Annotated in this window: 19 protein-coding genes; 7 read left to right on the top strand and 12 right to left on the bottom strand. The window is 62.3% G+C overall.

Annotation, left to right across the window (positions count from 1 at the left end; translation table 11 throughout):
- Positions 1–12 precede the first annotated feature (12 nt).
- Positions 13–1,080 carry a Gfo/Idh/MocA family protein gene (locus HB375_RS00435; RefSeq protein WP_167670912.1) on the top strand — a complete coding sequence of 356 codons (1,068 nt, stop codon included), beginning with the start codon at positions 13–15 and terminating at the stop codon, positions 1,078–1,080.
- Here HB375_RS00435 and HB375_RS17990 read toward each other — a convergent pair.
- The 4 genes from HB375_RS17990 to HB375_RS00455 all read right to left on the bottom strand — a co-directional run bounded on the left by HB375_RS17990 (position 1,070) and on the right by HB375_RS00455 (position 4,868).
- Positions 1,070–1,528 (bottom strand): GNAT family N-acetyltransferase, encoded by a 459-nt coding sequence (locus HB375_RS17990; protein WP_167670914.1) that lies wholly within the window; start codon positions 1,526–1,528, stop codon positions 1,070–1,072. The two genes, HB375_RS00435 and HB375_RS17990, sit on opposite strands and share 11 nt — an antisense overlap.
- Positions 1,525–2,349 carry an ABC transporter permease subunit gene (locus HB375_RS00445; RefSeq protein ID WP_167670916.1) on the bottom strand — a complete coding sequence of 275 codons (825 nt, stop codon included), beginning with the start codon at positions 2,347–2,349 and terminating at the stop codon, positions 1,525–1,527. The genes HB375_RS17990 and HB375_RS00445 overlap by 4 nt, the downstream gene beginning before the upstream one ends.
- Before the next feature lie 3 nt (positions 2,350–2,352).
- Positions 2,353–3,300, bottom strand: a complete 948-nt coding sequence (locus HB375_RS00450) for an ABC transporter permease (RefSeq protein ID WP_167670918.1) — start codon at positions 3,298–3,300, stop codon at positions 2,353–2,355.
- Positions 3,301–3,368: 68 nt separating this feature from the next.
- Positions 3,369–4,868, bottom strand: coding sequence for an ABC transporter substrate-binding protein (locus HB375_RS00455; RefSeq protein WP_167670920.1), 1,500 nt, complete (start codon positions 4,866–4,868; stop codon positions 3,369–3,371).
- Between the two features lie 207 nt (positions 4,869–5,075).
- Between HB375_RS00455 and HB375_RS00460 the strand changes: the two genes are divergently transcribed.
- The 6 genes from HB375_RS00460 (at position 5,076) to HB375_RS00485 (ending at position 11,491) form a co-directional block, all read left to right on the top strand.
- The gene (locus tag HB375_RS00460; RefSeq protein WP_167670922.1) at positions 5,076–6,101 is read left to right on the top strand and encodes a serine hydrolase domain-containing protein; all 1,026 of its coding nucleotides are present in this window, start codon (positions 5,076–5,078) and stop codon (positions 6,099–6,101) included.
- A 104-nt stretch (positions 6,102–6,205) separates the two neighbouring features.
- Positions 6,206–7,099 (top strand): N-acetylmuramic acid 6-phosphate etherase, encoded by an 894-nt coding sequence (locus tag HB375_RS00465; protein WP_167670924.1) that lies wholly within the window; start codon positions 6,206–6,208, stop codon positions 7,097–7,099.
- A gap of 42 nt (positions 7,100–7,141) precedes the next feature.
- Complete coding sequence (locus HB375_RS00470) at positions 7,142–8,044, top strand: N-acetylglucosamine kinase (protein ID WP_167670926.1); 903 nt, start codon at positions 7,142–7,144, stop codon at positions 8,042–8,044.
- An 85-nt stretch (positions 8,045–8,129) separates the two neighbouring features.
- On the top strand, positions 8,130–8,921 hold the full coding sequence (locus tag HB375_RS00475; protein ID WP_167670928.1) for a bestrophin-like domain: 792 nt from the start codon (positions 8,130–8,132) through the stop codon (positions 8,919–8,921).
- A 78-nt stretch (positions 8,922–8,999) separates the two neighbouring features.
- Positions 9,000–9,935 (top strand): sugar kinase, encoded by a 936-nt coding sequence (locus tag HB375_RS00480; RefSeq protein ID WP_167670930.1) that lies wholly within the window; start codon positions 9,000–9,002, stop codon positions 9,933–9,935.
- An 83-nt stretch (positions 9,936–10,018) separates the two neighbouring features.
- Positions 10,019–11,491 carry an HWE histidine kinase domain-containing protein gene (locus tag HB375_RS00485; protein ID WP_167670932.1) on the top strand — a complete coding sequence of 491 codons (1,473 nt, stop codon included), beginning with the start codon at positions 10,019–10,021 and terminating at the stop codon, positions 11,489–11,491.
- Positions 11,492–11,504: 13 nt separating this feature from the next.
- Here HB375_RS00485 and HB375_RS00490 read toward each other — a convergent pair whose 3' ends face one another.
- From HB375_RS00490 to HB375_RS00525, 8 genes are all read right to left on the bottom strand, one after another.
- A complete protein-coding gene (locus HB375_RS00490; RefSeq protein ID WP_167670934.1) occupies positions 11,505–13,088 on the bottom strand; it encodes a peptide chain release factor 3 in 1,584 nt (527 codons plus the stop codon).
- Between the two features lie 282 nt (positions 13,089–13,370).
- On the bottom strand, positions 13,371–14,486 hold the full coding sequence (locus HB375_RS00495; RefSeq protein ID WP_167670936.1) for a succinylglutamate desuccinylase/aspartoacylase family protein: 1,116 nt from the start codon (positions 14,484–14,486) through the stop codon (positions 13,371–13,373).
- An 83-nt stretch (positions 14,487–14,569) separates the two neighbouring features.
- A complete protein-coding gene (locus tag HB375_RS00500; protein ID WP_425515150.1) occupies positions 14,570–15,508 on the bottom strand; it encodes a glucokinase in 939 nt (312 codons plus the stop codon).
- 117 nt (positions 15,509–15,625) lie between these two features.
- Positions 15,626–17,434 carry a glycoside hydrolase family 15 protein gene (locus tag HB375_RS00505; RefSeq protein ID WP_167670941.1) on the bottom strand — a complete coding sequence of 603 codons (1,809 nt, stop codon included), beginning with the start codon at positions 17,432–17,434 and terminating at the stop codon, positions 15,626–15,628.
- Positions 17,435–17,436: 2 nt separating this feature from the next.
- On the bottom strand, positions 17,437–18,189 hold the full coding sequence (otsB, locus tag HB375_RS00510; protein ID WP_246728276.1) for a trehalose-phosphatase: 753 nt from the start codon (positions 18,187–18,189) through the stop codon (positions 17,437–17,439).
- Positions 18,182–20,413 carry an alpha,alpha-trehalose-phosphate synthase (UDP-forming) gene (locus HB375_RS00515; protein ID WP_167670943.1) on the bottom strand — a complete coding sequence of 744 codons (2,232 nt, stop codon included), beginning with the start codon at positions 20,411–20,413 and terminating at the stop codon, positions 18,182–18,184. Before HB375_RS00515 ends, otsB begins: the two co-directional genes overlap by 8 nt.
- 177 nt (positions 20,414–20,590) lie before the next feature.
- Positions 20,591–21,913, bottom strand: coding sequence for an HlyD family type I secretion periplasmic adaptor subunit (locus HB375_RS00520; protein WP_167670945.1), 1,323 nt, complete (start codon positions 21,911–21,913; stop codon positions 20,591–20,593).
- Positions 21,914–23,680: a type I secretion system permease/ATPase gene (locus HB375_RS00525; RefSeq protein WP_167670947.1), complete on the bottom strand. Its 1,767-nt coding sequence runs from the start codon at positions 23,678–23,680 to the stop codon at positions 21,914–21,916.
- Positions 23,681–24,155: the final 475 nt, after the last annotated feature.

Genomic DNA, 24,155 nt, shown 5'->3' on the forward strand with positions numbered 1-24,155 from the left:
AGAGGATTGGCCATGGGCGTGAAGCGGGTTCTTGTCGTCGGCCTTGGCAATATGGGCTTGTCCCATGCCCTCGCCTATTCCCGCATCGAGGGCTTCGAGGTTGTGGGTCTGTGCACGCGCAATGTTGAGGCCTTGGACCTGCCGCCCGCGCTCCACGGCGCGATGCGTTTCACGCAGTTCGAGGACGCTCTCGACACGCTCAAGCCGGACGTCGTCTCGATCAACACTTGGTCGGACACGCACGCCTCTTATGCCATCAGGGCCATGGAAGCGGGCGCGCACGTCTTCGTGGAAAAGCCGCTCGCCGACACGGTCGCGGATGCGGAACGGGTGGTCGAAACGGCCAACCGCACCAAGCGCAAACTCGTCATCGGCTACATCCTGCGGCATCATCCATCCTGGATCAAATTCATCGAACTCGCCAAAACGCTCGGCACGCCGAACGTCTTTCGCATGAACCTCAATCAACAATCGAGCGGATCGGCCTGGGAGGCGCATAAGCGGTTGCTGCAGTCGCTTTCTCCCATCGTCGACTGCGGCGTCCATTATGTGGATGTGATGTGTCAGATCACGCGCGCCAAACCCGTGCAGGTGCATGCGGTCGGCGCACGCCTGACGGACGATATGCCCGAGAGCATGTATAATTACGGCCACTTGCATGTGGCCTTCGATGACGGATCGGTCGGTTGGTATGAAGCGGGCTGGGGGCCGATGATGAGCGAGACGGCCTATTTCGTGAAGGACGTGATCGGCCCGAAGGGCAGTGTCAGTATCGTCATGGCCGAAACGGCAGGCAACGTGAAATCCGCCGACATCGACGCGCACACCAAGACCAATCAGATCCTGCTGCATCACGCGGCGCTCAAAGGCGACGGCACGCTCGCCAAGGAAGATGAGCGGATCAGTACGGCGGACGAGCCGGACCACGATGCCCTTTGCGAACGTGAGCAGCGCTTTCTCTTACGCGCCATCGACGAGGATCTCGACCTGACGGATCACATGACCGATGCGGTGAGATCCTTACGCATCGTTCTGGCCGCAGATGAAGCGGTTCGCACCGGGCGCGTCATCACGCTGTAGGAATGGCCTCGCCGTTCTTGACGTAGAAGACGAAGCTGCGACTCCTGCCCGCGAACTCACGGTCATATTCGCGCGCTATGCGCCAACCGTGCCGCTCATAGAAGCGACGGGCACCCAGATTATCGCGGAAGCATTCGAGGCTTTTTGCGCCAGATGCTTCCCCCTCATGGAGCAGCAAGGCGCCCGCGCCCTTCCCGCTGGCGTCGGGATCCATGAAAAGCATGTCGATATGGCCGTCGGTCATGAGGAGGAAACCGAGAGCCCTGCTCTCCATTTCCACGAGGATCATGCGCGGCCAGGATTCGGTAAAACGCGCAGCGAAAAAGACCGCATCGCGGGTCGCCAACACATCCTGCTCGAGGATGGTTTTGAACGCCTCACGATAAGACCGTTCGGCAATTGCCGCGAGCGCCGGAACGTCGGCGGCACGGGCACGCCGCACCCTCACGGCTGTCCCCGCAGGCGCGGATCGAGCGTGTCGCGAAGGGCGTCGCCCAGCAGATTGAATCCGAAGGACAAGAACAGGATCGCAAACCCGGCGAAAATCGCGCTCCAGGGCGAGAGCATCAGGAAGTTGCGCCCTTCCGACAGCATCAGACCGAGAGAAGGGGTCGGCGGCTGCGTGCCCAGCCCGAGGAACGAGAGCGATGCCTCGACCAGAATCGCCGCGGAAAGCAACAGGCTCGTCTGCACGAGAATAACGGAAGCCAGATTCGGCAGGATGTGCAGAAAGATGATGCGTGCATCGGACGCGCCGATGGCTTTTGCCCCCGCCACATATTCGCTCTCGCAAAGCACCAGCGCGGGGCCACGCAGAAGGCGAGCAAAGATCGGCGTGTAAACGACGGCGATCGCCGCCGCTGCGCTGTAGGTGTGCGGCCCGAGCACCGCGATGATGCCGATGGCGAGCAGCATCACCGGGAATGCGAACAGAATATCCATGATGCGCATGACGATGCGGTCGAGCCAGCCCCGGTAATAGGCCGAGATGAGGCCGAGCGTGCCCCCCGCCATAAGCGCGATGCCAACCGCCAGCAGGCAGGCGATGAGCGAGGTTCGGTAGCCGTAGAGAATGCGCGTCAGCACATCGCGGCCGAGCTGATCCGTTCCAAGCCAGTGCAGTTCGGACGGACCACGCAAACGGCGTGCGACGCTCTGCGCCATCGGGTCATAGGGCGCAATGAAGGACGCCCCCAGCGCGAGAACGAGTTGCACCAACACCAGAATGGCGGCGAAAGTCAGAAGCTTGCTCTTGGCCAGACGCGACACGGCTCAAGCCCTCACGCGGGGATCGACGATCATGTAAAGGAAATCCACGAGAAAATTCACGAGCACGAACACCGCTGTGACCACGAGAATGGTCGCCTGGATGACGGGATAGTTGCGCTCTGCAATCGCGCCGAGAATGAGACGGCCGAGACCTGGAATGGCAAAAACCTGCTCAACCACGATTGCGCCACCGAGCAGATAGCCGGTCATGATGCCGACGCTGGTGAGAAACGGGATCAGCGCATTGCGCAGAGCGTGCTTATAGACCACGCGACGCTCGTTCAGCCCCTTGGCGCGGGCCGTGCGGATATAGTCCTGCCCCAACGCGTCCAGCATGGCGGAGCGCACGAGGCGAGACAGATTGGCAAGGATCGGCAGCGCAAGCGCAACGGCCGGCAGGCTCATGCGCTGGAGGTTGCCGAGCGGATCTTCAGAGAACGGCACATAGCCGAGCGAGGCGAAGCTCGGCGCGACCGTTGCAAGAAACAGGATGAGGACGATGCCGAGCCAGAAGGAAGGAATCGTCAATCCCGCAATCGCGCCGATCCGCATGGCGACATCCGCGCCGCGACCATGCGTCTGCGCCATCACGCAGCCGACGGGCACCGCAAGCACCGCGCCAAGGATCAGCGACAGCATAGTGAGTTCAAGCGTCGGCCAGAGATGCGTCATGATCTCTGTCGCGACCGGTCGGCCGGTCCAGAGCGAGGTGCCGAAGTCGCCGTGCAGCGCTGCGCCTGCCCAGAGCAGGTATTGCTCGATCACCGGGCGGTCGAGGCCGACACGGCTTTTGAGTTCCGCCATGCGCTCAGGCGTGATCTCTGTGTTTGCGCCGAGCATGATGGCGACGGCATCGCCCGGAATGAGGCGGATCATCAAGAACACGATGATCGAGACGCCGAAGAGAACGACGACCAGATCGATGAGGCGCGCGGCAAGAACTCGATTCATCGGAAAAATTAGCGTTATCTCGAATGATGTCCGGCGCCGCCACCGCGGCGCCGGAACGTCGTCGTGGTTTAGTAGCTTGCGCCGCGGAGCAGCACGAGCGAGCGGTTCGGCATGACCTCATAGCCCGTGAGCTTGTCACGCATCGCCGAGAACAGCGTGCCGTAGGTCAGGTGCGCAACGGGGCCCGAGCAGGCAAGCTTCTTCTGCACCGCGTCGTAAGCGGTCTTGCGCTCGGCCTGATCCGACAAGGTACGAGCCTTGTCGAGCAATCCGTCGATCTCCGTGTCCGAGTACTTGAACACGTTGGTCGAGCCGCCCGTGCGAAACGTGCGATAGAAATACTCGTCCGGATCCGGGCTGCCGGAGTTGATCGAAGCGAACAGGTCGAAGTTGCTGTTGCGCCAATCCTGAATGAACTGGCCCTGCTCCTGGCTCTTCAGCTCGACCTTGAAGCCAGCCTTGTTGAGCTGTTCCTGCACGACCTGCGCGATGTCCTTCACGTCCTGACGCGGCAGAACGTTCATCGTGACAGTCACCGGCATAGCAACGCCTGCTTCCTTCAGAAGCGCCTGCGCCTTGGCCGGATCGGGCTTGTAGCAGGAGAACTCCTTCACATCGAGCGCCCAGGACTTCAGCGCCGGAGAGAGCGGACCACCAGGCACGCCCGCACCGAAGAGTGCGGCATCGACGATTTCCTGCCGGTTGATGGCGTAGTTGAGCGCCTCGCGCACCTTCGCGTTATCGAAAGGCGGCTTCGACACGTTCATGCCGACGAGCATGTAGGCGAGTTCCAGCGTCTCAGAGAGCTTGACGTTCGGCTTGCCCTTGAGCTGCAGCGCCGTCGCCGCATCGATGTTCGGCAGGAGCGCGTATTGGCCGTTGGTGAGTCCAACCTGACGGGTGGCCGATTCAGGAACGATGTTGAACTTCAGGCCCGAAAGCTTCGGCAGACCCTGCTGCCAATAGGCGTCGTTCTTGGCGAGCAGGATGTAGCCGTTCGGCTGCCATTCCTGGAACTTGAACGGGCCGGTGCCGACCGGGGCCTTCTGCAAGATGTCCTTGTTGGTCTCGACCGAGCGCGGAACGATGGCAATGGTGGCGAGCGATGCCAGCAGCGGCGCGGACGGCTCCTTCAGCTTCAACTCGACGGTCTTGGCGTCGGTCGCGGTGGCGCTGTCGATGGCCGAAAGGCGGCTTGCGAGCGGAGAGGCGATGTCCTTGCTCTGCACGCGGCGCATTGTCGACACCACGTCTTCCGCCTCCATGGCGGAGCCGTCGTGGAATTTCACGCCGGAACGCAGCTTGAAAGTGTAGGTCTTGCCGTCCGGCGAGATGGTCCAGGATTCGGCGAGGCCGGGAACGACCTTCAAATCCTTATCGACGGAGGTGAGGCCTTCATAAATGTTGCCATTCACCACCATGAAGCTCGGAAAAGCGGTGATGAGGTGGGGGTCGAGGCCGGTCGGGCTGGCCTCAGCCCCGATCTCGAGAACCTGAGCCGAGGCGGAGGCCATCATCGCCGCCATGAAACCCGCGCCGATCGCGCCGCGCAGTGCTGACCTGAACATGCGTCTTTTCTCCCTTGGAAGCCGCAAGACAAATTTATAGGCCATCGTTGCGAACCTGTCATGGTCCAATATCATACCACTCTAGACCACCCGACCGCCTGTGCTATGGTCCGCAACGAAGACGCTCCGGCAGGTGGCCCCCGCGCCGCGATTTCGCCTGCGATGGGGCGCCATCGGCGCCCGCCAGCTTGAACATTGTAACCAGCGATGCCTCTCACAGACATGATCGGACTGGCTTTCGAGCCCGCCGCCACCGCAATCCGCGATGCGAAAATCCCCGGCGCAGTGCTTGGCATCGTCACTGCCGATGGGGCGCGAGCCGCCCATTGGGCAGGGGCCGCGCAGATCGAGCCGGAGCGGCATGACCTATCCCGCGAGACTTGGTTCGACCTGGCTTCCCTCACTAAGATCATCTTCACGACGACGCGGATTCTGCAGCTTGTGGAGCAAGGCCGGATCGCGCTCGACGATCCTCTCGTTTCGGTGATCCCGGATCTGCGCCAATACGACATGAACGCGGCCGAGCGCCGTCTCACGTTCCGCCAGTGTCTCGCCCATCAGACTCATCTGCCGGCGGTCGAGCCGCTTTATACCTATGGCCAGGACCCGCAGACCCTGCGTGCCTTCATCCTGCAGCGGGTCTGGCAGAGCGGCCCGCCGGTTTATTCCGACATCAACTACATGTTGCTCGGCATCGCGATTGAACGCATCACGGGAAAACCTCTCCTCGATCAGCCACTCCCTGAACGATTCAGTTTCCGCCCGAACCCCAGCCTCTGCGCGGCGACCGAGCGCTGCACGTGGCGCGGACGCGTCATCCGGGGCGACGTGCACGATGAGAATGCCTTCGCGCTCGGCGGCGCCTCCGGCCATGCGGGCCTGTTCGGCACCATCGACGGCGTGCTGGACTTCGCCCAGTCGCTTCTCGACGGGACAGGCCTTCCGGCCGAGTCCCTCCGCGCCATCCGCACGCGGGAATCAGAGAAGCGGACGGTCGGCTGGGAAGGCTTTTATGCCGGCTGGCACGGGGGTGACGCCTGTTCGCCCACCACCATCGGGCATACCGGTTTCACCGGCACCGGCCTCTGGCTCGACTTCGATCGGGGGTTCGCCTGGTCGCTGCTGACCAACCGCGTCCATCCCAGCCGCCACACGGATAGTGGGATCCTCCCCTTGCGCCGAGCGACTGGGGAACGGGTGATCGCGTTGTTTGACGCAGAGGCGCGGTCTTAACGACATTTGGTGAAAGGCCGTCAACGCCGACCCTGTGTGGCGGCGACGGCGATTGCTGACGCGAGGAACTGGACCTATACTGGTCTGCACGAAAAGAGCATCCGATGGCCACAGAAACCTTCAGCACCCGTTTTCAGGACCTCGATTCCTGGCCCAGCCTCGACATTCTTTCCGCCTTCTATGAGGGCCAGCTTTCGGCGGTCGCCGCGGTCAGATCCTCCCTTCCGGCCATCGCCGCGGCTGCGGAAGAGGCCGTGGCGCGACTGCGCCGGGGCGGGCGCCTCATCTATGTGGGCGCAGGAACCTCGGGCCGCATCGGCGTGCAGGATGGCACCGAATTGCCGCCGACCTTCAACTGGCCGGACGACAAACTGGTCTATCTGATCGCCGGCGGCGAAGGTGCGCTGCTCAAGGCGGTCGAGAATGCGGAGGATTCGGTCGAGCAAGGCATTGCCGGTATCCGTGGCTCGCAGGTCGGCCCGAATGACGTGGTCATCGGTGTTGCTGCCAGCGGCAGAACGCCTTTCACCATCGCGGCGCTTCAAGAAGCGAAGGCGCGGGGCGCACAGACCATCGGCATTTCCAACAACAGCGGCGCGCCGATTCTCGACGTCTGCTCTCACCCGATTCTCGCCGATACCGGCGAAGAGGTCATCGCGGGCTCGACCCGCATGAAGGCGGGCACGGCGCAGAAGATCATTCTGAATCTGCTCTCGACCCTCATCATGGTCCGTCTCGGCCGCGTCTATCGCGGCCTGATGGTGCATATGCGCGCGACCAATGCGAAATTGCGCCGCCGCAGCGAGATCATGGTTTCCCAGATCACCGGCTGCGACGACGCCACAGCGATTGCGGCGCTGCGCCAGGCCGATGGCGACATGAAGCTTGCCTCTCTCATCGCACTCGGCATCAATGCCTCCGACGCCCAGGCGGCCCTTGCGCACAGCGATGGCAATTTGCGCGAAGCGCTGGCAAACTTCTCCGACATCAAGGGCTGATGTCGCTGCACAACGGCGGCTGAGACAAGAAAGCGAAATGTCATGGCGCTGGGGCTTGGCATCGACGCAGGCGGAACCGCGACGCGCTGGCGGCTGGTGGATGCGGGCGGCGAGTGTGTCGCGCAAGGCTCCGTCGAGCCCCTGACAGGCCATCTCTTTTCCGCAGCGGCGGAAGAGCGCGCGCGCCGGATCATCACCGAGATGGCTGAGGCCATCGCCACCAAGGAGAAGCCTGCTGGCATCGTTGCCGGCATCACGGGGCTGACGCGGGATACGCCCGCAGAAGCGACGATGCGCAACATTCTCTCGGAAGCGTTCGCGCTGCCCGAAGAAAGGGTCTTCGTCGCCGAGGATATGTGGATCGCCTACCTGTCCCATTTCGCGCTGGGCGAAGGCATTTTGGTCTACAGCGGAACCGGTTCGATTGGTTACTACCTGTCCGACGCGAAGGAGGTGCTGCGCGTCGGCGGGCGCGGCAACCTGATCGATGATGGCGGCTCTGGCTTCTGGGTAGCGCGGGAAGCCCTGAAAGCAATTCTGCGTGCGGAGGAAGACAATCCCGGATCGGGCTGGGCGACCGTTCTCGGCTCCTGTTTCGCCGACGCGCTCGGCGGAACCGATTGGAACACCGTGCGCACCTTCGTCTATGGCGGGGATCGCGGAAAGGTCGGCGTGCTGGCTCGCTTTGTGGGAGAAGCTGCGGTGAAGGGCGACAAGACCGCCTTGCGCATCTTGCGCGAAGCGGGTGAAGAATTGGCCCGCCTTGCCAACAGCCTGATCAAACGTGTCGGCCCGCGCCCCGTCGCGCTCATGGGCGGCGGATCGCGCCTTCACCCGGTCATCGCGGAGGCTTTCAAGCGGGATCTCGTTGCGCCAGTCGAGGTCATTACTGCGGATGTCGATGCCGCGATGACCGCCGGACGCCTCGCGGCCATGGTTCGCTGAGGCGACCCGCTTCGAGGCATTTGCCTTCCCACGAAACAGCCTTACTTTAAGATGTCATTCCGGCCCGCCTCCGCAGGAGGGCGCAATGATATTCGATGCTTGGCTCGACCTGCCCGTTTGGGGAATTTTCGGCTCCGTCGCGGCACTTTTCGGCCTCTCGGCATTCCTGATTTACTGGCTCTCTTTCGGCAAGCCCTGCCGGGCTTTCGCAGCAAGTTTCGTTGGTGTCGTCGCGCCGTTCTTCGGCTCCGTCGCCGTCCTGTTCGCGCTCCTTACCGGCTTCCTTGCCAACGATGTGTGGGAACGAAACAGACAGGCGGCACGCACCGTGCTGCTGGAAGAAGACGAATTGCTGACCCTTTATGCGGTCAGCATCGCGGCGACGTCCGACACGAAAGAAATCCGTGCGACGGCCCAACGCTATGCGGAGCTTCTGGTTTCCGATGAATGGCCACGCATGCGCCATCAAGACTACTCGGCAGCGGCAGGGCAAGTCCTTCTCGAGCTACTCGGTAAGATCGCCAATCCGGCGATCGCCAACGAGGCCGGCCCGGCGACGCAAAGGGTCCTTCTCGATGCGGGTCTCAGGCTCCGTAGTGCCAGGGACGACCGCTTGGCGCTGACCGGAAACAATACCGACCGGACGAAATGGGCCGCTGTCGTCATCCTCGCGCTCATCACGCAGGTCGCAATTGCGGTGGTGCACCTCGAGCGTCCACGCGCCCAGATTGCCGCTTTGGCCATCTTTTCCGTGGCCGTCATCACCAGCCTTGGCCTTATCGCGATGCGTGAGCGGCCCTTCGGCGGCGCCATCCAGGTATCGTCCGAACCCATAGAGGAGGCGCTTCAGGTCTACACAGGCAGAATGGCGCCATGACAGGGAATGGCTTGCGCAATCGCTCCGCCTCGGCAAGACTTCGGACACGAATCCAGGCTCAATAGACGATAGTTCGTGATGCAAGCTCTTTTTGTCGGCCAGACTTATATCGATGTGACGTTCCTCGCGGATGAAATTCCGACCGGCGACGACAAGACCGTCGCGCGGGATTACGCGATCTCGTTCGGCGGCAATGCCGTCACCGCCGCGTTCGCCTGCGCGAAGCTCGGCATCGTTCCCGATCTGCTTACCTCCATCGCCGACGACTGGCTCGGGCGCATGTTCATCGACATGGCAGCGAAATATGGCATTTCGGTCCATCACCGAAAGGTCGCGGAATCGTCCCTGTCCTTCATCATGCCGCGCGGCGGCAAGCGCGCCATCGTGCGCTGCCGCGACGACCATTATCTGCATCCGGTGCCGCCTCTGAACCTCGCCGGTTGCCGAGGGCTTCACCTCGATGGCCACCAGACCGACGCGGCGATGCATTATGCGCGCACCTGCCGGGAGGCCGGCATTCTGACCTCGCTCGACGGCGGCGGCCTGCGCGAGAATACCCATGAACTTCTCGAATTCATCGACGTCGCCATCGTGGCCGAGCGTCTCTGTGAACAGATGAATCTGACGCCCTCTGAAATGTTGGGTTACCTCAAGAGTCGCGGTTGCAAGATCGGTGGCGTGACCTTGGGCGAACGCGGCCTCGTCTGGTACGACGAGACAGGCACGGAAGGAGTGTTGCCCGCCCTCGCCGTCCCGCCGGAAGCGGTGGTCGATACGAACGGCGCAGGCGATATTTTCCACGGCGCTTATGTCTATTCGGCCATGGCGCGGCCTGAACTTCCCTGGCGGGAGCATTTCATCTTCGCCCGCGCAGCGTCAGCTTACGCCATTCAGCATCTCGGCAACGAGGCAAGCCTGCCGACGCTCGCCGACATCAAGCACACGCAAGAAACCTTTCCTGAAAATACGAGACCGGCCCCCGAGCTTCGCGTCCTACATCAAAAACGTATTTGAAGAGCGCGGCCGAACCATCTAAGGTTGCCGCCTCACGCCCTCGCGGCGGGGACCAATCAGCGTTTTGAGCAGAGGGTGAGGCGGTGAGTCCTTTCCAGGAATGGGCCTCTGGACTCAACGAGTTCCGCTTGCACGCGGGCTCGCAGGACTTCGGTCTTGAAGCGCTGGCGCAGCTTCTCGAACATGTCCCCCTCGCGCTCGCGGTGACGCTCGGGCCGGAGCATCGCTGTGCGTTCGCCAACCGCATGTTTCGCTCGGCGTTTTCGGCAGACGATCAGACATATGTCGGCAAAACCGTGTCCGATATCGTAGGCGCGCGCCACGCGAAGGAGATCGCGGTTCGTCAGACGCATGTTTTCGAGACCGGGGAGACCTATGAAGTTCTCGGTCTGCCCCTCAACCTCGTTGTGGGTCACAAGACGACTTATTGGGATATTAAGCTGGTTCCCACCCGCGCGAGCGACGATCGCATCAACGGTGTTTTAGTCATCGGAGCCAATGCGACTGAACGTGTGATGGCGCAGGCAGAGGCCTGCCGCCAAGCGCGCGATGCTGCGCTTTACAACGAGCGTCTGGCGCTTGCGGTGGAGGCGACGGAACTGGGGCTGTGGGAATGGGATGCCCGCACCGGTGAAACCTATTGGTCCGACCGCCAGAAGGAAATCTTCGGCCTTCCGCTCGATCAAAGTGCATCTTACGAGTTCTGGGCCTCAGCTCTTCACCCGGACGACCGCGACTATGTCATTGAGCGCGTGACGTCACTGCTGGACCCGACCTCTGGAGGACGACTCGAACTTGAGCACCGACTGGTGCGTCCTGATGGCGAAGTCCTCTGGATCATCGGCCGCGGCCGGATGATGTATGATATCAAGGATGGGGTGAAAAAACCTTCTCGTCTTATCGGCACCATTCTCGACATCACGGATCGCCGTAAGGGCGAGGAGAGCCGCAAGCTCCTCGTGCAGGAGCTGAACCATCGGGTGAAGAATCTTTTCGCCATGGCGAGCGGGATGATCGTGCTGACGGCAAAAACCGCGCACTCACCGAAGCACATGTCGGTCGTGCTGCGCGGGCGGCTCGAGGCGCTGGCCCGCGCCCATGAATTGATCCGTCCCGCCATTACCGGCGACGAGCCGGCGCCGCGCGAAACGTCCATCGACGAGATCGTTCGCGTCGTGTTAGCCCCGCATACGGATCGCGAGACACCGACGCAGATGTCGATCAGCGGAGAGGCCGTTCCCATCGGCCCACGCGCAGCGACCAGCCTAACCCTCGTTCTCCATGAACTCGCGACCAACGCCTCTAAATATGGTGCACTGTCAGTTCATGAGGGGCAGCTTGCAATCAGCTGGGCGCACGCCGATGACGCGCTTGTTCTGCTGTGGCAGGAAGCGAATGGCCCACCGATTGAGAGCGCGCCTGCAGTAGAGGGGTTTGGCTCGCAACTGGCCCGCACGAGTGTGACGAGCCAGTTGAACGGTGCCATCGACTACGACTGGCGCCGTGACGGCTTGCGCGTGAGTCTCAAGTTGCCGCTCGACAGCCTCACCTCTTGAGAGAGGCGGCGTATTACGCCGCCTTCTTCTGATAATCCTTCACGTCCGAGAACTGGATGCCCTTGTAGCGGTCCATCTCGTATTGAAGGTTGAACGTGTTGGCGGCCATGAAAACCGGCGCATCATCCAAGTCCCGCGCCATCGAGGAAAGATGGCTGTCGATGAACTTGTCGAGCTCAACACGGTCTGCCGAAGTGATCCAGCGGCAGATGGTGAAGCGGGTCGGCTCGTAGTCGATGGGCAGGCCATATTCGCCGAGCAGACGCTCCTTCAGCACATCAAGCTGAAGCGCGCCGACGACGCCGACGATAGCGCCCGAGCCGTCCTGCGGAATGAAGAGCTGCACGACGCCCTCCTCCGCCATCTGCTGCAGGGCCTCACGCAGCTTCTTCGCCTTCATGGCATCCTGCAGCTTGATACGGCGCAGGATTTCAGGCGCGAAGCTCGGGACGCCGCGAAACACGATATCCTCGCCCTCGGTGAGCGTGTCGCCGATGCGCAGCGTGCCATGGTTGGGGATGCCCACCACGTCTCCCGCCCACGCTTCGTCCGCGATGGCGCGGTCTTGCGCGAAGAAGAACTGTGGCGTGTTGAGGCTCATGGGCTTGCCCGTGCGCACGAGCTTCGCCTTCATGCCGCGCTGGAGCTTGCCCGAGCAGATGCGCATGAAGGCGATGCGGTCGCGATGGTTCGGGTCCATGTTCGCCTGGATCTTGAACACGAACCCCGACATCTTGGCCTCGCCGGCCTCGACAAGGCGCTTGTCGGCCTCCTGCCCGCGCGGCGGCGGCGCATAGGCTGCCATGGCGTCGATGAGATCGCGCACGCCGAAATTACGCAGCGCACTGCCGAAGAAGACCGGCGTGAGATGGCCTTCGCGGAACGCCGTGAGGTCGAAGGGCTTGCAGGCTTCTTGCGCGAGCGACACTTCCTCGAGCCAGGCGTCCGCCTCTTCCGGCGGCAGCAGGGCCGTCAGCGTCGGATCATCCGGCCCTGAGACCGGCGTCAACTCGTCATCCGTGTCGATACGGCGCACGAGGTTGCGGCTGAGATCGAACGTGCCCGCAAAGGTGCGGCCCTGGCTGATCGGCCAGGTAACGGGAGACGTGTCGAGCGCCAGCGTCTTCTCGATCTCGTCGAGCAGATCGAAGGGGTTGCGCGCCTCGCGGTCCATCTTGTTGATGAAGGTCACGATGGGGATGTCGCGCATGCGGCAGACCTCGAAGAGCTTGCGCGTGCGCGCCTCGATGCCCTTCGCCGCGTCGATGACCATGATCGCGGAATCGACGGCCGTCAGCGTGCGATAGGTGTCCTCCGAGAAGTCCTCGTGGCCCGGCGTGTCCAGCAGGTTGAAGACGCAATCGCCGTATTCGAACGTCATGACCGAGGTCACGACCGAAATGCCGCGCTCCTTTTCGATGCCCATCCAGTCGGAGCGGGTGGAGACCCGGTTCTTTTTGGCCTTGACCTCGCCCGCGAGCTGGATCGCGCCTCCGAACAGCAAAAGCTTCTCGGTGAGCGTGGTCTTACCCGCGTCGGGGTGCGAGATGATGGCAAAGGTACGGCGGCGGCGGACGGGCGCCGGAAGATCAGTCATGGCTTTCCGGGGTCTCTCGAACAGGCGGTGAAGGCGGGGGCAAGACGCCGCAGCGCTACCCTCTTACGTCGTGGGAGTTTTCAAACCATATTGTCGGTTCCCGTCAACAACGAAAAGGAGGTGATCAAGTGTCTCATTGTCCTATCCTGCGGTTCCCGGTTGCCGTGACCTTGATCCTGGCCTCTGCCGAGATTGGTGCGTAACGCACATAAGGGGCGGCCCCAACCGGGCCGCGGACCGACAATGGAAAGGCCGCCGCGACAGGCGGCCTTTCTTTTTGGCTCAGGCACTCAAGAGCTTGCCCGTACGCCGGGCATCGGTGCCCGCGACTTTGGCGAGGCGCATGCCCTTCGTGGCAAACCGGAGCAGAATGCGCGCGAACATCACACCATCGGCTTCGCTGCGCGCTGGGGTCACGTCGCCGGTCAGTGGGTCGATGATTTCGGCGATTACATCGCCTGCCTTCACCCGTGCGCCGGGCTCGGCGCGAAACACCACCATTCCGGTCGCAGGCGACGGGACGGGCTCGGACGCGGCAAGCGGAGTCGGCGTGCAGAGCGCCTGTCGGACGGCGGGAGCCTCCCCGGCCACCACGCCGCGCAAAGTCAGGTAGGCGAGCACGGCGGCGGCATCGGCTTTCGCGAATTCATGGGTGACATCGCCCTCGCCCCGGAATTCGAGCGTCGTGGAATGGCAGCCGAACGGAATCGGATGCTCAGGGAAGCGGTCCGCCAGCTCGGCCCAGGGACGGCTGCAAGCCTCGTCGAACGGATCATCACCGGATTCATCTGCCAGCAGGAAGGCATGGGCGCCCAGCAGAGCGGAGAGCGGAGCGAACTCCTCCGCCGAGCGCGTATGCGAATAAAGATGCACCACGGCCTCGGAATCGCAGTGCATGTCGAGCACCACATCTGCCTCGATGGCGAGGCCGAGCAGGGTCTTCTTGAGAACGTCCGCGGCATTGTGGGTCGGCCACGCAGCCAGCTCCGCGCTCATAGCCTCGCGGATCAGGCGGACATTCGCCTGCCCGTCCTTCGTCAGCTTGCCCTTGATGCGCTCCGCGACCTTGGGGACCAGATAGGCATAGCCGCGGTTGAAATTCATGCCATTCGAGAGATCGAACCGGCCAACCGGCTCGCCCAGAACCTTCTGAGCCAACCCGATGGGATTGGCCGACGGCACGAGAATGATCTCGCCCTTGATCCGCCCTTCCGCCTCGAGCGCCTTGAAACGCTCGCGCAGGTGGTGCGCCGCAATCATGCCGGGGATCTCATCCGCGTGGAGGGCGGCCTGGATATAGACCTTTGGGCGCGCGCCCGCCTCGCCGAAGCGATGAACCGTAAGGGAGAGGTTCGCGCCGGGCGCGAGCGGGGAAAGGGCGATCTGTTCTGTTTTCATGATGACCGGTGGGAGATGGCCTGAGGCGATAGGAGTGCCCGGATTACCAGCGCCCTGCCCTCTTGAACAGACCAAAGCCCTGTTCAGGCAGCGCTCCACCCCTGCGACTTGAACACGAAACGCCGCGGATTGGTGACCAAAGCCGCCAGTCCCTCAAGGGCGGGTTCGGCATGGACGATGACGAAGACAGGCACCTTCTTGGCCCAGCCTTCGTGAGGCGCCTTGTGGTCGAACGCCTCGCGGAAGCTGCCCTTCTGCAGGATATCGACCATGCGGGGCGCAATGCCCCCGGCAATGAACACGCCTCCCGAAGCCTCGAAGGTCAGGGCCAAATCGCCTGCAAACCGCCCAAGCCAGCGCGCGAAGAGATCGAGCACATCGACAGCGAGCGCATCGCCATGGCGGGCCGCCGCCAGAACGTCGTTGGGCATGGTGTAGGGGCAAGCGACCCCACGATGCGCGGCCAGGGCCTTCGCAAGGCGGAAGATGCCGGGACCGGAGAGAACGACCTCCGCAGTCACCCGTCCGCCAACGCGCTCCAGATGCGGCCATAGCGCCATTTCATCCTGAGTTGCCGGGCCGAATTCGGCATGGCCTGCCTCCGTCGCCAGAATTGCCAGACGGTCCTCCACAGGCGCGAGAGCCGCCACGCCGAAGCCTGTCCCCGGACCTAAGACGACCCGCGTCCCGCCCGTGACCGGCGCAACCGCGCCCAACGGCGCCAGGTCTCCTGCGGCGGCATCCAGCGTCGTCACCGAGGCTGCAACAGGCGTGTAGTCATTCACCAGCGTCACACGCTCCAACCCGAAGGCTGCGCCGATGGCCTTGGCGTCGATGGTCCATTGCGCATTCGTCAGGCGGATGACCGACGCATCGACCCGGGTTGCGACCGCGATCATGGCCGAGCGTGGCGCAGGACCCTCATAGGCCTTGAGCGCAATCCTGATCGCCTCCACCGGATCGGGCGTGTGCGCAGTCAGAGCGCGCGGCAGAAGCTGAACGGGCTCTCCAGGCGCAGGCAAAATGGCAAAGCGCGCATTGGTGCCCCCAATATCGCCCAGCAGAACGGGAAACGCGAACATCGGACCTTATCGACCTTTTGCTTCTCAACGCCTGAGCCAGGACCGCGCCCTGAAAGTTCAGAACGCTTCCTCCCAGCTTCGGCTCAGGCGCACGGCAGAATTGATGAGACCCACCATAGAGTAGGTCTGCGGAAAGTTGCCCCATAACTCGCCGGTCGTGAAGTCGGCATCTTCCGAAAAGAGGCCGAAAGAATTGCGAAGAGCCAGGATATGCTCGAACAATTCACAGGCTTCCTGCTTTCGCCCGATGGTGTTGAGGGCATCCACATACCAGAAGCCGCAGATCATGAAGGCGTTGTGCATCAGGCCGAAATCGTCCTCGATATCGTAGCGCAGAAGCAGGTTTCCGCGGCGCAAGACCTTTCCCACCGCCTCGACGGTCGCAATGAAGCGCGGATCGTCCGGTGCCACGAAATTGAGTTCGGCCAGAAGCAGAAGCGTCGCATCGAGGTCGTCGCCGTCGAAGGAGGAGACGAACGTGCCCTTTCGCGGGTTGAAGGCACGCTCATCGATAATCGTGTGCATCCGGTCGGCCTGTTCCCGCCAAAAGGCGGCGCGATCCGCGCGCTCCATGGCAAGCGCGATCTTGGCAAGGCGATCGCAGGCTGCCCAACACATCACGCTCGGAAAGGTATGCACGGCCGCTTTCGTGCGCAGTTCCCAGGGGCCGGCGTCAGGCTGGTCGAATACCTCAATAGCCCGGCGTCCGAGTTGCTCGAGATGCTTGAACAAAGCCCGGTTGCCCGTGCGGATGAGACGTTTGTCGAGAAAGGCGTGTGTGGAAGCCAGGACGATACTGCCATAAGCATCGTTCTGGATCTGTGTGTAGGCCGCGTTTCCGACGCGAACCGGTCCCATGCCCCGATAGCCTGCGAGCGCGGTTGCCTCGCGCTCTTCGAGAGCGGTCGACCGGGTGATACTGAAGAGTGGCGGCATATCCTTCTGCTCCGGCTGCATCTCGTCATCGTCGGCGATGTTGGTGATGTAGGTGAGATATTCCTCCATGGTCTTCGTCGTACCGAGCCGGTTGAGCGCCTGGATGACGAAATAGGCGTCCCGCAGCCAGCAATAGCGATAATCCCAATTGCGCTGCGTATGCGGCGCTTCCGGCACCGATGTGGTCAGCGCCGCAACGATGGCGCCCGTTTCCTCAAAATTGCAGAGCTTGAGCGTGATGGCCGCGCGGATCACGGCTTCCTGCCAGTCGAACGGAATTGACAGGGACCGCACCCAGTCGCGCCAGAAATCAATCGTCTTGTCGAGGAATTCCCGCGCCGTGGCATCGGCATCGGAGCGCAAGGGCTCGTCCTCGCCGAAGAAGAGCGACATGGGACGCTCGACGACGAAGGGACGTTCCTCATGCACATAGGACACCGGCGCATCCGTCGTCATCCTGAGCGAGCGCCCCGGCCCCACGAAGCGCAAATGGTTGCTGCCACGCGTCAGATTGGGTTGAAACGAGCCCCATTCGAAGTGCGGCCGAAGCCTGACGCGGATGCGTGGGCGCCCCTTGATCGGATTGACGCGGCGAACGAGTTGCGGCGGGCGAAAGGTGCGGTCGAAATATTTGAACCGCGGAACAAAATCGGTGATCTCGAGGATATTGCCGTAGGCATCCGTCATGCGCGACACGAGAACCGCGGTGTTCTGCAGGTAGCTCTGTTCACAACTGACCATGCCGATCTGATCGATGGCGAAGACTCCGCGCTGATCGTCATCGCTACGGTCCTCCGGGCTATCGAGCAGTGCCGAGAGAACCGGGTCGCCGTCAAATCGTGGAAAACAACTCCAGACAATCTGCGCGCGACGATCGACCAAGGCGGCGATCATGCAATTACCGATGACGGCAAGATCAAGTGAACCCATGTCTAACGTCCATCGAAAGAAAGGGTGCCGGTCCTAGCCCATACGGACAGCAAATGCCTCAGGTCGGAAGGCGTTCCCACACGCTGCGCCGCAACCGTCTCACCAGCGCCCACGCGTACGGACAGGCCGCCACGAATGTTTACTACTTTGAACCCATTCTCGTCGGTCAGATCGTCGCCGACGAAGACAGGTCGGCGCCCGCGATAAGGGGACTGCTGCAGGAATTGCTCGATGATGCTTCCCTTTCCTGCGCCGGACGGAGCGATCTCGGCCACCGCCTTGCCGTACTGAATGCGATATTGTGCGCCGAGCGCCTCGACTGCCGCCTGCGCCGTCGCGCGCGCAAAGTCCTTCTCGTGCGGAGCAAGGCGCCAGTGGAGTGCGACCGAGCATCCTTTGTCTTCGATGAGGAGACCGGGCTTGCTCAGAACGGCGTCCTGCAACCGGCGCACCATGTCGCGAAGGTCCGGGTGGTCATTCGGATCGCACAGAAAAATCTTGTCCCCGATGCGGTGCTCAAGGCCATGAAGACCTGCACTATCGAAGCGGCATGGCGCGAACGCCCGGTCCAAGAACGTGATCGGCCGCCCGCTGATGATGGCGAGTGCACCATTCAACTGCTCCTGCAGGCAGGTCAAAATCGGCGGCAGAGCAGGATCGATTGCGACCGCCTCGGGCCGTTCGACGATATCCACGAGCGTGCCGTCGAAATCGAGGAACAGCGCGCAGTGATCCATCGCCGGGGCATCACGCATAGGCCGACGCGCGCCTCCGGCTTTCGGCAATGACGCGCCTGATCCGCTGGCGCTTACGCAGGCGCGACGCCGCGAGCAGCATCTGGCCCGCCCAGCGATAGACATTGCGTTCCCGAACCTGATCGCGCATCAGGCGCATCCGTTCTCGCTGCTCCCCCAGCGGCATGGTGAGTGCACGATTGAAGGCTTCGCCCATGGCGTGGGCATTGTAGGGGTTGACGATGAGCGCCTCCGCCAGTTCGCGGGAGGCGCCGGCGAAGGCGGAGAGGATCAGAACGCCGGCTTCATCATCCCGCGCGGCGACGAATTCCTTCGCAACCAGATTCATACCGTCATGCAGGCTCGACACGACGCAAAGATCAGCCGCACGGAACAGCTCGAACACCTCATCGGGCTCATGATGACGGACGAGGAGCTTGATCGGCTCATACCCTTCTGTACCGTGCCTGACATTGATATCTCGCGCGAGCGCCTCCGCTTCCTCTTGAAGCTGCCGGTAATTGGCGAGCTTGCTGCGCGTCGGCGCTGCGACTTGTGCGAAGACGAAATGGCCCTTCCATTCCGGATAGTCCGTGAGCAATGTATCGATGGCCTTCATCCGGTCGATGATGCCCTTCGTATAATCGAACCGTTCGATGCCGACGCCGAGGCGCATCTCAGGCGGCAGGCCGAGTCGCTGACGCACGGCAGCGCGGCATTCCTCGACCGACTTTTGCCCCGCAAGCGCCGCCGGCGGCCACTCGATGGAGATGGGATAGGGACGGATCAAGGTTTCCTCGCCGCCGTAAGTCACCGCGTCCCGTTCGCGGTCGATCCGGCTTTCCACATACGCGTCAACGGCCTCGAGGAAGTGATTGCAATGCGCCTGCGTGTGAAATCCGAGGATCGAGGAGCCCAGAAGCCCGTCGATGATTTCCTCACGCCACGGGCAAATGCCGAAGGTCTCGGCATTCGGCCATGGAATATGCCAGAAGGTGACGATTGTGGCGCGGGGGAGCCGCTCGCGGATCATGCGCGGCAAAAGCGCGAAATGATAATCCTGTACGAGAACGACGGGATCTTCGCGCTTGGCTTCTGCCACCACCGCATCCGCGAATTTCGCGTTGACCGCACGATACATGCGCCAATCCGTTTCACGAAAGACCGGACGCACGAAGGCGATGTGGCAGAGCGGCCAGAGGCCTTCATTCGCCGCGCCGTAATAGTACCCGTCCTGCTCCTCTTCCGTCAGCCAAACCCGGCGCAGCGTGTAGGAAGGATGGCCTGGCGGTACGGCGACGCGGTCATAGGTATCGACGGTTTCGCGGTCGGCCGTACCGCTGCCATGTGCGACCCACGTTCCACCACAGGCGCGCGTGATCGGCTCAAGCGCCGCAACCAGACCACTTGCGGGAATCTGCAGCGTGATACCGTTGTCGGTCCGATTGTGGATGTAAGGCTCGCGGTTCGACACGACGATGACTTCCGACCCCGAGAGCTCATTCGACAAGGCAGCCCGCAATGCGTCGGGGCTCCAATCGGTGTGTGCCGCATCAATGGTTCGACGCGTCGCATCAAGCTCCTGCAGAACGTCATGGATCTCTTTCCCGATGGCAGGCAGATCATCGCTATGGGGAAGCGGAGGCGTTCCAGCGCGGACGTTCTCAATCGCCTGCCGGACCGAGGCGAGCCATCGCCGCATGATGAGAAGGGCAATCGCCGCCACAAGAGCGGCCGCTCCCAAGGCAACGCCTGCAAGCGCCAGGAAAATGTAATTCCGCGCCTGCGCTCCGCGTCGCTGGACATAACTCATGTCATGGAGAACGACGAGATGCCCCGTTCGTCCATTGGCCTTCAATGGAAAGGCACTGACCAGAACATCACGGTCATCCGCCCTGATCGTTGAAAACGTCTCGCTGTCCGAGCGCGCTGCCTGTGCGCAGGAGAAGGAACCCGGCATATTCTTTGTTGGGAAAAGAAGCTCCTGACCGTCGCAGTATCCAATGGCGAGCACCCGCTCATCGGTGGCAACACGTTCGAACAGCCGGTCGATCTGTTCCGTATCGTTGCGCACCATGAGATCGACGATCTGATCCCGTGCAGTGCTGAAGACCAACCGCGAGCGTAGCTCCACATCGCGGCGCGCCCACTGCTCCACGAATGACGTTGCGAATGGCAGGACCGCGAGGATGACGAGGCCGGCGACAAGCGCCGCAATACCGCCGAGGCGGAAGATGAGCTTCAACAGTCTTTTCCCTCCTGAGAACGCAAAGTCGAACGGCTAAGCTTTAACTCTTCAGGAGGCGTAAAGTTTCCTCGCGCGACGAAGGAACCGGTTTCACCGGCCAAGCGCGGCCATAAAAAATCCGCGGCCAGTGAGGACTGGCCGCGGATGAAAGAATGCTGGAGCTTGTAATGAGCTTTAGTGCTCGCGGAAAGCGCGAGACATCTGCTCCTTCATCGGCTTGAAGAAATATTCGAGCGGCGTGCGCTCGTTGACTTCCACGAACACTTCAGCCTGCATGCCGGCCATAATGCGCAGGTTATCGAGGCGCTTCAGCTCGTTCGCGGGAATATCGACGCGAATGGTGTAGAAGGACGCGCCGCTCTGCTGGTCGCGCGACACGTCGGCCGAGATCCGGCTGACGGCACCGTGCAGTTCCGGAATCAGCCGCTGGTTCGATGCGTGAACACGAATCGTCGCCTTCTGTCCAATTGCAACCTGGTCGATTTCGTTCGGCATCACCCGGGCTTCGAGTTCCAGCTTGTCGTTCATCGGCACGATCAGCATCACCGGCTCGGCGGGAGAGATCACGCCGCCGACGGTGTGAACATTGAGCTGGTGTACATAACCATCGCTGGGCGAGCGGATATCGATACGCTTCAGCTGATCCTCGGCTGCCACACGGCGCTCGGTGTACTCCGCCACACGGCCCTGCATTTCGCGCAGCTCTTTCATCGCCTCCGCCCGCATCTCTTCATCGATCTGGATGATCTGCAGGGAGGTTTCGGCGATGCGCCCCTCGGATTGCGCAACGGCCGCAATCAACTGGCCGCGCTGGCCTTCGATGCTGGCCGCGTCGCGCTCGAGCGCGTTGAGACGCGGAAGCTGGACGAGGTTTTTCTGATAGAGATCGCGAACGCCCTTCAGTTCCTCGACGATCAGTTCCGCCTCGCGGGCCTTTGCGGCCTGCTGCGCCTTGAGACCGGTGATTTCGTCCTGCGCTTGCGAGATGCGCTTACGGAGCTGGTTCTTCTGCGCCTCGCGCGCGGAACGGCGAGCCTCGAAGAGCGTACGCTCCGAATCCATCATGGTCTTGACGCCAGGCTCATCGAGCCGGCTGGCGAATTCCGGCGGCATCTTGACCTCCGGAGCGCCGTCACGCTCCGCCTCAAGGCGTGCCTGACGGGCAATGAACTCGTCGAGCTGCTTCGAGACGACCTGCAGGTTCGCGCGAGTCACGGTTTCGTCCAAGCGGATCAGAAGATCGCCCTGCGACACGCGGGCCCCTTCCTGCACCTTCAGCTCGCCGACGATGCCGCCGGTCGCATGCTGAATTTTCTTGACGCTGGTATCGACCACGAACTGGCCGCCGGCGACGACAGCGCCGGACAGGTTCGCGGTAGCCGCCCAGAGCCCGATCGTGCCAGCGAAGAGCGCAATCATGGACAGGCCGACAACGGAGGCCTTGTGCAGAGCCTCCTGGTGAGCCGACGGCTTCACCGGTTTCATTTCGATCATCATTTAACCAACCTCCCGCAGAGACGCGGATGCCGCGGCTCCCTGCTGCGGCCGCGCGGGGGCGGGCGTCGCATTACGTTTCATGACAGCCTGCAGAACTTCATCGCGCGGGCCCATGGCTTTGATGCGGCCTTCCTCCATGATCGCGACGAGATCGACATGGCCGAGCGCTGCCGGACGATGGGTGATGACGACGATGATGCCACCACGCTGGCGCACGGACAGGATGGCCTGGTTCAACGCCTCGTCGCCGGCGCCATCGAGGCTGGCGTTCGGCTCGTCGAGAACAACCAGGAACGGCTTGCCGTAGAGGGCGCGAGCCAGGGCGAGGCGCTGGCGCTGGCCGCCCGACAGAGCGGCGCCGCCCTCGCCGATTCGAGTGTCATAGCCGTCCGGCAGGCCGAGGATCAGCTCATGCGCGCCCGCCGCCTGCGCTGCCTCGATGATATCCTTCGGCAGCGCGTCAGGCTCGAAGCGGCTGATGTTTTCGGCAACCGTTCCGTCGAACAGTTCCACATCCTGCGGCAGATAGCCGATGTGACGGCCCAGCGCGTCGGATTCCCACTGGTCGAGCGACGCGCCGTCGAGACGGATGTCGCCGCGCATGGTCGACCAAACGCCGACGAGGGCGCGCGCGAGCGTCGACTTGCCCGATGCGCTCGGCCCGATGAGGCCGAGGCCCTGACCGGCAACGAGTTGCAGAGAGGCCGCCTGGACGATCGGCGCCTGCGTGCCGGGGGCGCCCACATAGGCCTCCTCGACCGAAACCGAGGCACGCGGAGCCGGAAGGCCCATGCGCGGATCCTGAGCAGGCACGATGGTCATGATGTGTTGCAGGCGGCGATAGGCTTGGCGCGACGCGACGAAGCCCTTCCAGTGTGCAACGGCGATCTCGATGGGCGCGAGTGCGCGCGACATCATGATCGACGCGGCGATCATGAGGCCGCCGGACATTTGTCCCTGGATCACGAGATAAGCACCAAGACCCAGGATGCCCGACTGCAGGACCATGCGGAACACCTTGGCGAAGGCGCTGATGCCGGAGGCCGCTTCGCTGGCGCGAAGGCCGTCATTCACATGGCGGCAATGCACCTCGTCATAGCGGCTCGCCAGGAACCGGAGCATGCCGAGCGCACGGATGGCCTCCGCATTGCGGCGGCTGGTTTCGGCCAGTGAATGACGCTCTGCCGCGCTCTTCGTTACCTCGTACGAGGGAGCCTTGCTCTTCGCGTCCGTATAGAGGGTGAGGAGGATGATGCAGATGCCGCCGACGATCGACATCCAACCGAGCCACGGGTGGATGATAAAACACCCGATGAAGAAGATCGGCATGAACGGCATGTCGAAGAGCGCCGTCGGACCCAGACTCGACAGGAAGCCGCGGATCGTATCGAGATCGCGGATCGGCTGCATGCTCTCGGAGTGCTTCGCGCCCTTGAGCGGCATCGTCGCGACGAGATCGAACACGCGCGCCGAGAGCAATTCGTCGAAGCGGGCGCCGATGCGGGCGAGCATCTTGCCGCGCAGCATGTCGAGACCGCCCGAGAGAGCGTAGGCCGCCAGCGTGATCAATGAGAGACCGACGAGAGTAGCGATGCTCCGGCTCGACAGAACCCGGTCATAGACCTGCAGCATGTAGAGGGAGCCGGTTAGCGCCAGAACGTTCACGACAGCAGAAAAGATCGCGACGCCAATGAAGGAGGGACTGCATGCTCTCAGAGCGTCATAGACCTCTGTGCTCTCGTCCCTGCGTTTCGAAGCCTGTTTCATATTCTTCTTCCATAGGCGGACCGCGAAACGAAAGCCGCGCCGTGCCGTTGCAGTGACATTACGCGGAATCTCGGATTCTGCATAATGTTAGCCGCCTCGCGACGGCTGCGATGTCGGGCCGATTTCATGAAGGTTCGCTCGCGGCGCTGAGGATCAGCCCTTTGAAATTGCGACGACCTGCATGGAATTGAGGAACCCCCAAAAGCGGCGCTTTCCGTTACGCCATGTCTTTTGTAACCCTATTCACTGTAATTATGTCAACTGAAAGGCATTGTAATTTTCCAAGTACCGACAAACACCTATCTAATCAGAGGGGGAAATAACGTGATCGCGTACGCGATGACCAACCTTGGTGAATTTTCAAGGTTAATTCCTTCTTGACCGACCGATGTGGTCGCAATGTGGACTCGGAGAAAAAACGAGTCTTCTGGCGTACCTCCGCCAGCAACCCATTCGCCGAATCACGCGACAGGTT

Origin of the sequence: Microvirga terricola (assembly GCF_011777495.1) — a bacterium.
Taxonomy (GTDB): domain Bacteria; phylum Pseudomonadota; class Alphaproteobacteria; order Rhizobiales; family Beijerinckiaceae; genus Microvirga; species Microvirga terricola.

Bases quoted from the DNA above. Each gene is read 5' to 3' on its own strand.
- HB375_RS00455 (WP_167670920.1), bottom strand. From the start codon at position 4,868: ATGTTCAGGTCAGCACTGCGCGGCGCGATCGGCGCGGGTTTCATGGCG.
- HB375_RS00470 (WP_167670926.1), top strand. From the start codon at position 7,142: ATGGCGCTGGGGCTTGGCATCGACGCAGGCGGAACCGCGACGCGCTGG.
- HB375_RS00490 (WP_167670934.1), bottom strand. From the start codon at position 13,088: ATGACTGATCTTCCGGCGCCCGTCCGCCGCCGCCGTACCTTTGCCATC.
- HB375_RS00460 (WP_167670922.1), top strand. From the start codon at position 5,076: ATGCCTCTCACAGACATGATCGGACTGGCTTTCGAGCCCGCCGCCACC.
- HB375_RS00465 (WP_167670924.1), top strand. From the start codon at position 6,206: ATGGCCACAGAAACCTTCAGCACCCGTTTTCAGGACCTCGATTCCTGG.
- otsB (WP_246728276.1), bottom strand. From the start codon at position 18,189: ATGCGTGATGCCCCGGCGATGGATCACTGCGCGCTGTTCCTCGATTTC.
- HB375_RS00435 (WP_167670912.1), top strand. From the start codon at position 13: ATGGGCGTGAAGCGGGTTCTTGTCGTCGGCCTTGGCAATATGGGCTTG.
- HB375_RS00520 (WP_167670945.1), bottom strand. From the start codon at position 21,913: ATGATGATCGAAATGAAACCGGTGAAGCCGTCGGCTCACCAGGAGGCT.
- HB375_RS00505 (WP_167670941.1), bottom strand. From the start codon at position 17,434: ATGGGTTCACTTGATCTTGCCGTCATCGGTAATTGCATGATCGCCGCC.
- HB375_RS00525 (WP_167670947.1), bottom strand. From the start codon at position 23,680: ATGAAACAGGCTTCGAAACGCAGGGACGAGAGCACAGAGGTCTATGAC.
- HB375_RS00450 (WP_167670918.1), bottom strand. From the start codon at position 3,300: ATGAATCGAGTTCTTGCCGCGCGCCTCATCGATCTGGTCGTCGTTCTC.
- HB375_RS00475 (WP_167670928.1), top strand. From the start codon at position 8,130: ATGATATTCGATGCTTGGCTCGACCTGCCCGTTTGGGGAATTTTCGGC.
- HB375_RS00480 (WP_167670930.1), top strand. From the start codon at position 9,000: ATGCAAGCTCTTTTTGTCGGCCAGACTTATATCGATGTGACGTTCCTC.
- HB375_RS00495 (WP_167670936.1), bottom strand. From the start codon at position 14,486: ATGAAAACAGAACAGATCGCCCTTTCCCCGCTCGCGCCCGGCGCGAAC.